Consider the following 13,187-nt stretch of genomic DNA (forward strand, 5'->3'; position numbering starts at 1 on the left):
AAGAAAAATATCAGGATGAAGCGAACGACCAGCGTCATTTTTGACTGTATTGAGTGACTTGTGCGTAAGGATGGAAGCCAACCTCTCCCTGCGTGTAAATGCTGCTGTGGGCCTGCAGATAATCGCTGATTTGTCGGTTGACCGGATAGGAATCGTGAAGTATTTTGGAGGTCACCGGTTTAGGAGTGGAGTCAGTCGAGACGGCCGGCGGCTTGATCGCGGCGACGACCATTTTCGGGTTCGGGGCCGGCTCGGGGCGCTGCAGGTGCGCGACAAAAGCAACCACGGCAACCGACGCGGCGGCCGCAGCGATTTTTTGCGAACGCGTAAAATGCCGGCGACGAATCCAGCGCCGTTCGGCGTTCGGAATCAGGTAAGTCGGTTCGTGCTGAATCCGGCTATTGACCGAACTAACGAAATCGGGCCTTGCCGCGACCAATAAGTCGTCGTTTTTGATTGCGTGACTGATCGCCTCATAACGGCGCATCTTGTCGGCCAGCTCGGAATCGATCCGCATTTTTTGTAAGAGGCTCAATGCTTCGTCTTCAGGAAGCTCATCGTCCAGGAATCGAGAAATTTTTTGAATCAGATCTTCATGCATCGAATATCACCGTCAATCGAGCAAGGGGTTGAGTTTACTATCAATTGCTTCGCGCGCCCTAAAAATGCGTGAACGCACGGTTCCTACAGGGCAATCCATCGCCTGAGCAATCTCCTCATAGCTCATTCCTTCAAATTCCCTCAGCATAATGGCCACCCGCATTTCTTCGGGCAGTTTTGCGATCGCCGACTTGATCGTCTCGACAATCTCGCGGCTCAGCAATTCCCGTTCGGGAGTTTCCTGACCATGCAGTTGCGGCAGGTTTTCATAGACTTCCGCATCCTGAACATCTATCTGCATATCGACATTTCGTCTCGACCTGGACATCAGATAATTTTTCGCCGTATTGATCGCGATCCGGTAGAGCCAGGTATAAAAAGCGCTTTCGCCGCGAAAACTGCCCAGCGCCCGGTAGGCTTTAATGAAAGCCTCCTGCGCGACATCTTGGGATTCGCTCGGATCTTTAACATAGCGATTGACCAATTGGACAATCTTATGCTGGTATTTGATCACGAGAAGATCATATGCGGACTTGTCTCCCTGCTGCACCCGCAATACCAGGTCTTCGTCCAATTGTTCGCTCGCCCTTGAATGACTCTTCACTTGTGCCTGTGGATGGTAGAATGGACAGAATTAAACTGTATTAGTTCGGCAGTAACAAAAATAATTGCTCTCGCGGCAAAAATGGCTATTATCCATCATGCTTGCGAACTAAGCCAGCCCAGCCCTTAAGGAAGCTCCGGATAAGCGCTCTCTCCTTCCCGAAAAAGGTCGAAACGAGAAGATAACCCATTGATTTTCATTTCTTCGCCCCAGCCTTCTCCTAACGGGAAAGGGAGTTTCTCCGCTTGATTCGCGGTTTTCCTTAAGCAAATATATTTTTCTTGTGACACCTTATTCAATTAACATAAATTATCGAGTAATACTAGCCTCGACCGTACCCACTGCGCTTTCGCCCGGTCAACAAAACTCATTCTCCGGCTACCATTCCGCATATCCTCTTCACTTTACAGATGCATACTCCAGCACCCTATTATGATGTCCTGATCATCGGCAGCGGCGGCGCCGGCTTAAGTTTAGCTTTAAAATTGGCCGAACACGGCATCCGTCTCGCCGTACTTTCGAAATTTGCGCTAACCGAAGGCAGCACTTTTTATGCGCAGGGCGGCATTTCCGCCGTATTCGACGCCGGCGACTCGATCGAATCGCATATCGAGGATACCCTGATTGCCGGCGCCGGCCTCTGCGATCCCGAAATTGTCAGATTGACCGTCACGCACGGAAAAAGCTCAATCAATTGGCTGCGCAGCCAGGGCGTGATGTTTACCGGGGAAGAAACCGCATCCGGCGAATTCAAACTGCATCTGCACCGCGAGGGCGGCCATTCTCACCGCCGCATCGTCCACACGGCCGATGCGACCGGCAAAGCGGTCTCGCTCTCGCTGATCGAGCGGGCGCGCGAGCATGCCAATATCGAACTGTTCGAAAACCACAACGTGGTCGAGCTGATCACCGGCCCCGCAGAAAACAGCGGCAGCCCGACCGGCCGGCGCATTCTCGGCGCCTATGTGCTGGATACCCGGAAACAGCAGGTCAAAACGATCGCCGCGCGCGCCGTCGTGCTGGCAACCGGCGGCGCCAATAAGGTCTACCTTTACAGCACCAACCCGCAAAGCTCGACCGGCGATGGGATAGCCCTGGCCTGGCGCGCCGGCTGCCGGGTCAGCAACATGGAATTCATGCAGTTTCATCCGACCTGCCTCTATCATCCCGAGGCGCGCGCCTTTCTGATCAGCGAAGCGGTGCGGGGCGAAGGCGGCAAGCTGATCCTGCCGAACGGCGCGCCGTTCATGCACGCTTATGACGAACGCGGCGAGCTCGCGCCCCGCGACATCGTCGCCCGCGCGATCGATGCGGAGATCAAAAAGCGCGGCATCGACTGCGTCTACCTGGACATCAGCCACAAGCCGGAAACCTTCATCCGCGAGCACTTCCCGACCATTTACCAACAATGCCTCGACTACGGCATCGATATCACCCGCCAGCCGATTCCGGTCGTTCCGGCAGCCCACTACACCTGCGGCGGCATCATGACCGACAGCCATGCGCGCACCGACATCGCCAACCTTTACGCGATCGGCGAGGTCGCCTGCACCGGGCTGCACGGCGCCAACCGGATGGCCAGCAATTCCTTGCTCGAATGCCTGGTCTTCGCGGAACGCGCCCATATCGACCTGGCCGGGAGATTGCCGGAGATTGCCCCGCCGCCGGCGCTTCCGGCCTGGGACGAGTCGCAGGTCGGCGATTCGGACGAAGAAGTGGTCGTCTCGCACAACTGGAACGAACTCAGAAATTTCATGTGGGATTATGTCGGGATCGTCAGGACGAACAAGCGGCTGCACCGGGCCAGGAACCGAGTCGAACTGCTCAAGAAGGAAATCGCCGAGTATTACGGCAATTGCCGGGTCACCAGCGACCTGCTCGAACTGCGCAACCTGGTCATCGTGGCCGAATTGATCATCCGCAGCGCGATGCTGCGCAAGGAAAGCCGGGGGCTGCATTACACGCTGGACTATCCGGAGCCCGACCGCAGCCAACCGCCCCACCCCACAATACTGCGTCCGGTGAAGCGCGCAGGACGCAATACGTATGAAATGGGCGATTAAGGGGCATGCTCTATACATAAATGCCGTCATACCCGCCGGGAAGCGGGTATCCAGCGCCAAGGATGGCAAGCTCAAAACGTCCCTGTAGCCCCGGCAACTGCTCCTGCGTTGCCTACCTCCTGCATCCGTGCAGTCGTGGATTCCGGCAATCCCTACCGGAATGACGAATTTGTGTATAAAGACATGCGATTAAGGACCTAAGGACCAGCTTATCCCGAGCCCTCCCCGAACGGCGGCCGGCTCAATTTCAACAGCCGATCGACCTCATGCGCGGCGCGGTCGCAATCGAAAGCGGTCTTGGCGACTTGCCGCTGCAGGCCCAGGCCGCTGCCGAGCCCTTCAATATCGCGGGATACATATTCGTTCAATGGCGCACAAACCAGCTGCATGCGCTGTTCGGATTTCAGCAAACCGGAAAAGTCGTTGCCCTCGTCCGTCGCCGTCAGCATCATCACCTCGCTGGTCATCCGGTTTTGAAAGCGGAACACTTCTTCGACATAGCGCGCAAACTCTTTCTTGCTCAAACCGGTGCCGCTGAGATTGCCGGCCCAGGGCCACGCGCACCCTGTCAACAAGGCAATCAGCATCAAGATCGGCAAACGGAAAAAATACGGCTGCGTCATAATCGATCGGACATTCAAACAGAGGGTCCTCTAAACGGCCCGGTCTAAAAATTATCAAATATACACAAATTCATTGTCCGCGTGGATAAAAATCCACAAAACTTCTACCGGGCAAAAAATCGGCCGATCGGCGCGTTGCGTCCGCCCGAGCGGTCGAGTACAGACAAAACGGCTTTGCGATGAAGCATCATTCAAAACCCGAGTCTCCCGATCGGCCGTAATCGCCTGCCGCGCCCGAACGCCGCCGTCTTCGATCAATAAAATACCTTTGATATTTACCCCATTTTTTGTATCATCGTACAAATATGCTTTTTTTTGCGGTTTTTTTTCGGAACAAGGATAAGGGTTTTTAACCGCTTCGGTAAGCGTTTCTGCGCAGCGGCTCATGGGTGGATTCATCGCGCAAGCGGATTAAAAATCTGTAAAGCACGGACTCACAAACCGGTAGCGAGCCTCTGTCGCTCATGTTCATTGGTGTGCCGATGCCGAGTAGCAGTTCCCCAGCCCGAAACATGACGGCAAGCATGGGGCTTTTTATACCAACAATAATAATTTAATAGACCGGTGCGAAGACATGACTGAAAAGACTTTAAGCAGATACCTGTCCAATCTGGAAAAATACTTCGCCAGCGACAGCCCGATTTTGCAAAAAACCGCCAAAGTCTTTCATGAGCTCGACCAACTGGAATACGACCTCGGCCTGATCGGCGCGGACGACACCACCGCCACCAAATGCTCCTGGTGGCCGATCGTCACCCTGATCGGCGGAGCATCGAATGCCAAGTCGAAATTCATGAACGCTTATTTCGGCTCCGATCTCCAGCTCACCGGCCTGCAAACCTCGCATAACAAATTCTCGGTGCTGCTGCACAACAATCAGACCAGCCCGACCACCCTGCCCGGCACGGCGCTCGATGTCGATCATCGTTTCCCGTTTTATCAAATCAGCCGCAAGCTCGAACAGTTGCGGCGTGGCGAAGGCGGCCGCATCAACGCCTACCTGGAACTCAAAACGCTGCCGAGTGATCACCTGAAAGGCAAGCTGTTCATCGAAGCGCCAAGCATCAGCGCGACGCCTGCTACCGCCGTAACGTCCTTTCTCGTGAGTTACGCGATCGAAAACTCCGATACGGTGTTCGTCTTCACCGATACTTTCGAGACGCCGTCGCCTTTGCTGGATGACCTGATCGAACAGATCAAACGGCATCAGGACACCAACAAAGTGATTTACCTGATCGATGCCCCCGCCGCGCTGAACTCGGCAAGAAGCGGCGAGATCATCTCCAGCTGGCAGCGGCGGCTGGCCGATCTCGGCATTGCCTCCGGCCAGTTCATGATTTTGCCGAGCCAGGACAGCGGATTCATCCCGCAGCCGGGCAAGGTCGACTTCAGCCTGATCGATCAGCGGCTTGCCAATGTCGGCTACGAGCGGACGTACCGAATTTTGCAGGCGCTCGAAAGCCATATCGCCGAAATCGAAAACGTCATCGTACCCGAGGTCAAAAAAGGCATCGCGACCTGGAAAGAACGGGTCAACATGTCCAGCCTGCTGGTGCTCAGCCTGTTCATCGTGCTCGCGCTGTTCGCCGAAATCAACACCGGCATTGTCCTGGCGACGCTGATCGATCCGATTTTGGGACCGATTGCGCTGCTGGTGCTGATCGTGATCATGACGCCGATTCATTTGATCTTTAGCCGGCTGCACGCAAAGATGGTGATCAACCAATTGAATAACCGGCAAAAGGAACTCAACCTGCTCGAGAATCCGGCCGGCATGTTCGAAAAAAACCTGACTTTCTCGCGGATGCTGCTGCCGGTTTCCGAACCGGCCCTCTGGAACAAAAAGACCAAGGCCCGGCTGGCTCAACTGACGAGCAGAACGAAGGATCTGGTTCAATCGCTGAACGACACGTTCAGCGCCTATAATGCACAGCTTTTCGACGTTTTTGCAGACAGCAAGGGACCCAAACAAATACCCTGACTAAACATCATCGGCCGCTAGCGTACCATACGGGTTCGAACCATCATGGCAACCGTCGACATCATCAGACAGTATCTGCCTTTATGCTGGTTCAGGCACAATCCGCTCGAATTGACCCGGTCGACCGGTTTTTTTAAACAGAATCTGGTTTTTTATTTCCTGATCCAGTATTTCCTGCAGGCCAACATGACCGACGACCCGTTCGAGTCGTTTTACGAAGTCGCGCTCGAAACGGGATTGACCCTGCTGTTTATCGGCCTGATGATGTTTTTCAATAAAACACTGTACGGTTTCGTGCAGGTGACGACCGCGATGATGCTCTGCGCGAACGTAGTCGCACTGTTCGTCATCCCGGTGATGATCTGGGTGACCGTCAGCGATGATCCGCTAAGCTATTACCTTTTGTTCGCGCTGATTTTCTGGGATTTCACCCTGATCACCTACATCTTCAAAAAGGTCATCGAAATCAATGTGATCGCCAGCACCGTGCTGGCATTGCTGTATTTCATCGCGACCTATCTCGGCGCGTTCGGGCTCGGTCAACTGATTTGACCCCTCGCCTCAGCGGCGGAAGATTTCGCCGGCCGCTTCGCTGCTAGAGCATTTTCATATCGCGTAAAGGGAAGTTCTCACCTTCCGAAGGGTGCCATGCCAGCCCCGTAGGGTACGCTGTGCGTACCTTTCGACATTGATGGTACGCACAGCGTACCCTACGGGGCTGAACCCGTAAGATACAGGTACCGAACAGGATATTTATCCCGGCCGTAACGTTTAAAGCGGGATAGACAGGAAAGATGATTTGGTGTTGGCGGAGAATTTTCAAACATTGGGGACGGGTTCTCAACCCCGTCCCGCTCAGGCCGGAATTCTTCGAGCGGGCGGTTGCGGTCGACCTGAGGGTGAATTTTTTCGGAAGCATACGGATGTATTGCTATCATACGCGGTTTGCGGTCCAGATTCGGAGTGATCCTTGTATTGTGTCAAATCTCAGCACACGATTGAAGACAACATCAAAAAGTCGCGTTTCATCGCGATGATTTTCCCCTGCCAAGACGAGCAGACCGCCGTTCGGCACTTGCAGCGCCTGCACGGCGAATACCCGGACGCCACGCATATCGTTTACGCTTATCGCCTGAAGACGCCGCAAGGCTTCGTCTACCGGTTCCACGACGCCGGCGAGCCGTCCGGCACGGCCGGAAAACCGATCTTTCAACACCTGGAAGGCAAACATTTGATCGACGTGCTGCTGGTGGTGGTCCGCTATTTCGGCGGCATCAAGCTCGGCGCCGGCGGCTTGACTCGCGCTTACGGGAACGCGGCCAAACGGGTGATCGACGAAGCCGACATCGAACCTTTTATCGAAATGGCCAACGTCAAATTATCGGTGACCTACAGCCAGTTGCAGCCCCTGGAATATCTGCTCAAAAAGCTGAACGGGCGCATCGTCGATCAGCAATTTGCCGAGCAGATCCACCTAGTGCTCGAACTGCCGGCGGAACAATTGCCCACGCTGCAACAAACCTTTCCGCTGTTCGAAAAAATCTGACGAGAAGTTGCATTTAAACCTTAACAGGCGCTTTTTACTTGGTCTTGGTCCCGAACAAGCTCTGGTAAGACACATACATCATTGTCGACGTCAGCATATACAGGACCGGCGTCAAGAAAGGCGTCACGGACAGGCAAAGCATCGCCTGCAGGAAAATGAAACCCTGCATCTTATAGAACGCATTCGCGTGCTGGGAAAGCATTTGCCTTCCCTCCTCTTTCGCCGCGCTCCAGCGATAGTTTCTGAACAGCATCAGCGGATAGCTGAACCAGCTCGCGAAACTGTTCAGCATCAACAGGCAAAACATCAGCGCGACGTTCGCATAGCCGAACAGCCAGATTGCCAGCTCGCGCATCGTTTGCCTCTGCAGGTTTTCCGGCGTGTACTCCCATTCGAAGAAAAACTTGACGATGTTCTGCCAGTCGCCGGCTGTAACGCCTGCAACCGTCCTGAAAACTCCCCAGAAAAAAACCAGGGCGCCCGCCGCCAGAATGGCCAGCGGCAGGCTTTTTTTGACCGCCCACAGTAACGGCACCGGATTGTCCGCGTTGTATTTCAGATCGATATACTTCGCCACGCCGACACCGACAAACAGGCCGGCAATCGACACGAACACACCCAGCGCCAAAGAGATATGCCCCAGCAGCATCAGCAAGCCGATCGCCAGACAACAACCGAACCAGGTACCGGGGCCGCGGCCGATGAACTGCAGGGACTCCCGCAACCAGTTGCTGAAGGTAATGTCGTTCACACCGCTATCCTGGAGATACCGACCGCTTCGCGCAAGTCCTTCAGAAACGGAACGCTGATCGCGCGCGCCTTCCGCGCTCCTTCCTGCAACTGCTGTTCGATATGGTCCGGCGCCTGCATCAACGCCTCGTAGCGCTCACGGGCGGGGGCGATATGCTCGTTGATATATTCGAACAATACCTGCTTCATCTCGCCCCAGCCGATGCCGTCCGCATAACGCTGGCGTATTTCGGCGACTTCGGCCTGAGTGGCAAAGGCTTTGTAGATACTGAACAGCGTGCAGGTATCCGGGTCTTTGGGCTCGCCCGGCTCCAGCGAATTGGTCTTAATTTTGTTGATCAGCTTTCTGAGTTTTTTCTCGGGTTCGAACAGCGGTATCGTGTTGTTGTAGCTCTTGCTCATCTTGCGTCCGTCGAGCCCCAGCAGTGTCGCGCCGTGCTCCTCGACCACCGCTTCGGGCAGGGTAAAATGCTCGCCGTAAATGTGGTTGAAGCGCGCCGCGATGTCCCGCGCCATTTCGATATGCTGAATCTGATCCCTGCCGACCGGCACCTTGTCGGCCTTGAACATCAGAATATCGGCCGCCATCAGAATCGGATAACTGAACAGCCCCATCGTGACCCCCTTATCCGGATCCTTTTCGTCCCCTTGTTCATTTTCGGCCACAGCGGCTTTGTAAGCATGCGCCCGGTTCATCAAACCTTTGGCGGTTACGCAAGTTAAAATCCAGGTCAACTCCAGGATCTCGGGCACATCCGACTGCCGGTAAAAAACCGCATTCGAGGTATCGAGGCCCAGGGCAAGCCAGGTCGCGGCGATTTCACGGCTGGATTGGCGTACCCTGTCCGGCTCCTGACATTTGATCAACGCATGATAATCGGCCAGAAAATAAAAAGGCGCGACATTGTCGTTCTTGCTCGCCGCAATCGCCGGCCGAATCGCGCCGACATAATTGCCCAGGTGCGGCGTGCCCGTGGTCGTGATGCCTGTTAATACCGTTGCTTTCGTCATTGATACCCACTCGATGGTCTTCGATTGTTTAATACGACCCAAAAATCGATACCGGCCAGTAAAGCCGCTGCAGCGTCACAGGACAGCCTGCAGCCCGAACGGCATCGGGTCAGACGCACATCTTACCGAAATTCCGGCCATTTTGCAGTCCAAATACCGGCAAAATGGCCGGACCGGGCCGGCGCGCGCCAAGAGGCTTTTCTTTTCCGGTTGATTTTTGCTAAGCTGAGTACAGTAAACCACCGCATTTTTCGAATTCCTTTGTTTTACCATAATTCCTTTGTTTTACCACTTAATCCAGGTTATCCATCTTGCCCGATCCGAATGAACAACGTCATCACGCGCGCCTGACGAGCGGCGGCGAAATCGCCGTCAAACTGGCCGGTTCGACCGAACAACTCGTAGGGCATTGCAAAACCATCAGCGGCGCGGGCGTCTCTTTTGTTCTCCCCGAGGCGCTGCCACCGGGCAAAGCCGCAAGGATACACGTCGTCAAAAGCCCGCTCGGCCCTCCGGTTACCGCCTTCATCGAAATCGTCCGCTGTATTCCATTAACCGGCCGCGGCTTCGAAATCGCCGCGGCGATCAAAAGCATCAAAGGATGTTGATTGACATGTACACCATCACCAAAGAGGTCTATTTCTGTTACGGGCACCGGCTGATGAATCATCCCGGCAAATGCCGCCATTTGCACGGGCACAGCGTCAAGGCCTCGATTTCGATCAGGCAGGAACAGCTTAACGATCAAGGAATGGTCTGTGATTTTTCGGACATCAGGGATGCTGTCGAAGCCTATATCGATCAATATCTCGATCATAACTTTTTACTGCACAAGGACGATCCGATCATCCCGATGCTGATCGCGAACAACGAACGCTTTCTGGCCCTCGACGAACATCCGACCGCCGAAGTGCTCAGCAAGATGATTTACCGTTATCTTCGGCAGGCCGGATTGAATGTCGCGCAAGTCGTGCTCTGGGAAACCGCCAGCGCCCATGCCTGCTACAGCGAAGATTCGCCACGATTATGAGCCAGTTGAATCCCGTCAATAAGTCCTTCTGCCTCGAACAGATCTGCGCCGCCAATTACCGGAAACTCCTGCGTTTGATTCCGCATTTGCTCGACTGCCGCGATACCGCGATCGGCGTCGCCGACAACAGTTCCGCCCTCCATCTCGAAGTGCTCGAACGCTCGCCCTATACGCTGACGATCCTGTTAAGCCACAGTTTCAAAAGGAATCTGGAAGAGTTTCTGGAACCCGCCGTGACCATACGGCTTTATCTGGACCTGCAACTGGCTGAAGTGATCAACGACCATGCCCGCGCCGCCGTTGCCAAGGTCTACAGGAACCCCGGCCTGAGCCTGGAAATCATGAACTATAAATGGCGCTTGAATTACTTTCTGCAAAAATGGCTGGAACACTGCCTGAACAAGAACTACCGGTTCAGCCCTGAAAACAGCAAGACGCCCGTCATCGCCTAAATCCGGAGCGGACCGATAAATTCGTCTCCACCCGATGCAACACGTAGGCGAATTTTCTAGCGCCCAAGCTCCGGCTTCGCAAAATATCACCGCTCATGCTATCATCCGGACATGAACCCATCGCACGACCATTCCTACAAACTGCTGTTCTCCGAGCCTGAAATCATCCGGGATTTATTGCAAGGCTTCGTGCATGAGCCCTGGGTCGGCGAACTCGACTTTTCCACCCTGGAGTCGGTGGCCACCAGTTATGTCACCGACGATCTACGGCATCGCGAGGACGATGTGATCTGGCGTGTCAAGTCCCGGCATCAGTGGATTTACGTATACTTGCTGATTGAATTTCAATCGACCGTCGATCATTACATGGCGGTCAGGCTGATGAGTTATATCGGCTTGCTCTATCAGGACCTGATCAAGACCCGGCAAACCCTGCCCGACAGACGGCTGCCGCCGGTGTTTCCGGTCGTGTTGTACAACGGCGACCGGCGCTGGCGGGCGCCCACCGAGCTGGCGGAGTTGATCGCCACCTTGCCCGGCGGCCTGGCACGCTACCGGCCCACTCTGCGTTATCTGATACTGGACGAAGGCGCTTATGACCTGGAGGCGCTGGATCCGCTCCCCAATCTGGTCGCGGCGATCTTCCGGCTGGAGCATCATCGCGAACCGGCGGCGATTCTCGAAGTCATCTCCAATTTGATAGAATGGCTGGCAGCACCGGAACAAACCCGGCTGCGGCGCAGTTTCAGCGTCTGGATCAACCGGGTGCTGCACGCGCCGGGCGAGGACCGGCCGACCGAACCGAACGATTTACGGGAGATCAAGACCATGCTGGCACAACGCATTCCGCAATGGCTACAAGAAGCGAGATTACAGGGCGAGGCGCAAGGGGAGGCCCGGGGGGAAGCCCGGGGGGAGGCTCGGGGGGAAGCCCGGGGCGAAACCAAGGGCGAAGCCCAAACGCTGCTAAAACTGCTCCGGCTAAAATTCGGCCCGCTGACCGCGGACGTGGAGCAGCGGGTGCACGCGGCCGCGAAAGCCCAACTGGACGCCTGGGTCGAGCGTATTTTGACCGCCGAGCGGCTGGAAGAGGTATGGGGCGGGCCGTTATCCGCTGACAGCCAAGTGCCGCCCCAGCGGTAGGGCGGATTCGCCGACAGGCAATCCACCATTGGAGAGTCCTCCTTATTCAAGTTGGCGGTTTGCTGACGCGAAACCGCCCTACGGTCTAAGTCTGGTAGGTCGGGCAACCGCTTCACCGTTGCTCGACATTTGGGCAGCGGAAAGGCCGTTCGCTGATTCGTAACCGTGACCTCATACCGTCGCATCGAAAGTGTCGGGCATAAAAGCGTGCCCGACCTACACGACTGGAAGAGGTGTGGGGCGGGCCATTATCCGCTGACAGCCAAGTGCCGCCCCAGCGGTAGGGCGGATTCGCCGACAGGCAATCCGCCATTGGAGAGTCCTCCTTATGCAAGTTGGCGGTTTGCTGACGCGAAACCGCCCTACGGTCCTTATGCAAGTCTGGTAGGTCGGGCAACAGCTTCACCGTTGCCCGACATTTGGGCGGCGGAAAGGCCGTTCGCTGATCCGTAACCGTGACCTCATACCGTCACATCGAAAGTGTCGGGCACAAAAAGCGTGCCCGACCTACACGACTATTAGTCGCGATCTGAGGATCGCTCCCATACGCCCGATTTTTGGCGATACAAAACACCGCGAACGGGTTAATAGTGATAACGTCCCTGTAAGAATTCAACGCGGCCTTGCTTGACCAAATAAACGCAACGGTGTTCTTGCGTGATGCGGCGAGACCACACATCCGGTCCCAGATACTTTAGCGGTTCGGGTTTGCCAATGCCGTCGAAGGGCGCGCGCAACGTGGCTTTCACAAGTTCCAATAAGCGTTTGGCGACGCGCCGGTCAGTTTCGACCCAATATTGCAAGTCTTCCAGAAATTCAGGATGAAAAACGGCAACGCGGTCGCCGCTATGCATTGATCCCCATCTCTTGCTCAAGATCCGCAAGCGACGTCGGCGCCCTATTTTCTGACCGTGCACGCGCCAATGCTATCAGCAAACGTTCCGCATTCTTGGGCGAGCGCAGTAAATGCGCGGTTTCCAGCAAGCTTTCAAGCTCATCCGCCGCAATCATAGCAACAGCCCCTCCGCTCCTGCGCCGCACAACGATCACCTCATGATCATCCACAGCACGATCCATCAACGTTTTCAATTGCTCGCGCGCTTGGCTATAAGTCGTTTCAATTGTCATAACACACCCTAATTTGTACAAGCATATTGTACATAAACAAAGAAGCGCGGCCAATACCCGCCCAGGCGGGTATTGGCCTTATTTCTCGTTCCCAGGCTCCAGCGCCACTGCCATTAAATTAAGCCGGGTAGGTCAGGCAACAGCTTCACCGTTGCCCGACATTTGGGCAGCGGAAAGGCCGTTCGCTGATCCGTAACCGTGACCTCATACCGTCACATCGAAAGTGTGGGGCACAAAAAGCGTGCCCGACCTACAC

General features: G+C 55.3%; 15 protein-coding genes. 8 read left to right on the forward strand and 7 right to left on the reverse strand.

Annotated elements, in window-relative coordinates; translation table 11 throughout:
- Nucleotides 1–34: 34 nt before the first annotated feature.
- Nucleotides 35–601 (reverse strand): sigma-E factor negative regulatory protein, encoded by a 567-nt coding sequence (locus tag METAL_RS18455; protein WP_005374804.1) that lies wholly within the window; start codon nt 599–601, stop codon nt 35–37.
- 12 nt (nt 602–613) lie between these two features.
- Complete coding sequence (gene rpoE / locus METAL_RS18460; RefSeq protein ID WP_005374805.1) at nt 614–1,204, reverse strand: RNA polymerase sigma factor RpoE; 591 nt, start codon at nt 1,202–1,204, stop codon at nt 614–616.
- A 410-nt stretch (nt 1,205–1,614) separates the two neighbouring features.
- On the opposite strand from rpoE, the gene nadB reads away from it, so the two are divergent.
- Nucleotides 1,615–3,267, forward strand: coding sequence for an L-aspartate oxidase (gene nadB, locus METAL_RS18465; RefSeq protein WP_005374806.1), 1,653 nt, complete (start codon nt 1,615–1,617; stop codon nt 3,265–3,267).
- A gap of 209 nt (nt 3,268–3,476) precedes the next feature.
- On the opposite strand, the gene METAL_RS18470 is transcribed toward nadB, so the two are convergent.
- Nucleotides 3,477–3,890, reverse strand: a complete 414-nt coding sequence (locus METAL_RS18470; RefSeq protein WP_051040420.1) for a hypothetical protein — start codon at nt 3,888–3,890, stop codon at nt 3,477–3,479.
- A 574-nt stretch (nt 3,891–4,464) separates the two neighbouring features.
- On the opposite strand from METAL_RS18470, the gene METAL_RS18480 reads away from it, so the two are divergent.
- From METAL_RS18480 to METAL_RS18490, 3 genes are all read left to right on the forward strand, one after another.
- On the forward strand, nt 4,465–5,871 hold the full coding sequence (locus tag METAL_RS18480; RefSeq protein WP_005374808.1) for a P-loop NTPase family protein: 1,407 nt from the start codon (nt 4,465–4,467) through the stop codon (nt 5,869–5,871).
- 45 nt (nt 5,872–5,916) lie between these two features.
- Nucleotides 5,917–6,423: a hypothetical protein gene (locus tag METAL_RS18485; protein WP_005374809.1), complete on the forward strand. Its 507-nt coding sequence runs from the start codon at nt 5,917–5,919 to the stop codon at nt 6,421–6,423.
- 418 nt (nt 6,424–6,841) lie between these two features.
- A complete protein-coding gene (locus METAL_RS18490; RefSeq protein ID WP_005374810.1) occupies nt 6,842–7,417 on the forward strand; it encodes a YigZ family protein in 576 nt (191 codons plus the stop codon).
- A gap of 34 nt (nt 7,418–7,451) precedes the next feature.
- Here the strand turns inward: METAL_RS18490 and METAL_RS18495 are convergent, their stop codons facing one another.
- A complete protein-coding gene (locus tag METAL_RS18495; protein WP_005374811.1) occupies nt 7,452–8,168 on the reverse strand; it encodes a hypothetical protein in 717 nt (238 codons plus the stop codon).
- Nucleotides 8,165–9,178: a tryptophan--tRNA ligase gene (locus tag METAL_RS18500; protein ID WP_005374812.1), complete on the reverse strand. Its 1,014-nt coding sequence runs from the start codon at nt 9,176–9,178 to the stop codon at nt 8,165–8,167. The genes METAL_RS18495 and METAL_RS18500 overlap by 4 nt, the downstream gene beginning before the upstream one ends.
- A gap of 311 nt (nt 9,179–9,489) precedes the next feature.
- Between METAL_RS18500 and METAL_RS18510 the strand changes: the two genes are divergently transcribed.
- The 4 genes from METAL_RS18510 (at nt 9,490) to METAL_RS18525 (ending at nt 11,803) form a co-directional block, all read left to right on the forward strand.
- Nucleotides 9,490–9,786 (forward strand): PilZ domain-containing protein, encoded by a 297-nt coding sequence (locus METAL_RS18510; protein ID WP_005374813.1) that lies wholly within the window; start codon nt 9,490–9,492, stop codon nt 9,784–9,786.
- 5 nt (nt 9,787–9,791) lie between these two features.
- Entirely contained in the window at nt 9,792–10,208 is a 417-nt protein-coding gene (locus METAL_RS18515; RefSeq protein ID WP_005374815.1) for a 6-pyruvoyl trahydropterin synthase family protein, read from the forward strand.
- The gene (locus tag METAL_RS18520) at nt 10,205–10,660 is read left to right on the forward strand and encodes a DUF1249 domain-containing protein (protein WP_005374816.1); all 456 of its coding nucleotides are present in this window, start codon (nt 10,205–10,207) and stop codon (nt 10,658–10,660) included. The genes METAL_RS18515 and METAL_RS18520 overlap by 4 nt, the downstream gene beginning before the upstream one ends.
- Before the next feature lie 111 nt (nt 10,661–10,771).
- Nucleotides 10,772–11,803, forward strand: coding sequence for an Rpn family recombination-promoting nuclease/putative transposase (locus METAL_RS18525; RefSeq protein ID WP_005374818.1), 1,032 nt, complete (start codon nt 10,772–10,774; stop codon nt 11,801–11,803).
- Nucleotides 11,804–12,387: 584 nt separating this feature from the next.
- Here METAL_RS18525 and METAL_RS18530 read toward each other — a convergent pair.
- Both METAL_RS18530 and METAL_RS18535 read right to left on the reverse strand, forming a co-directional pair.
- Nucleotides 12,388–12,657, reverse strand: coding sequence for a Txe/YoeB family addiction module toxin (locus METAL_RS18530; RefSeq protein WP_005374820.1), 270 nt, complete (start codon nt 12,655–12,657; stop codon nt 12,388–12,390).
- The gene (locus METAL_RS18535) at nt 12,650–12,931 is read right to left on the reverse strand and encodes a type II toxin-antitoxin system Phd/YefM family antitoxin (RefSeq protein ID WP_005374822.1); all 282 of its coding nucleotides are present in this window, start codon (nt 12,929–12,931) and stop codon (nt 12,650–12,652) included. Before METAL_RS18535 ends, METAL_RS18530 begins: the two co-directional genes overlap by 8 nt.
- Nucleotides 12,932–13,187: the final 256 nt, after the last annotated feature.

The sequence above is a fragment of the Methylomicrobium album BG8 genome (assembly GCF_000214275.2).
In the GTDB taxonomy this organism is placed as follows: domain Bacteria; phylum Pseudomonadota; class Gammaproteobacteria; order Methylococcales; family Methylomonadaceae; genus Methylomicrobium; species Methylomicrobium agile.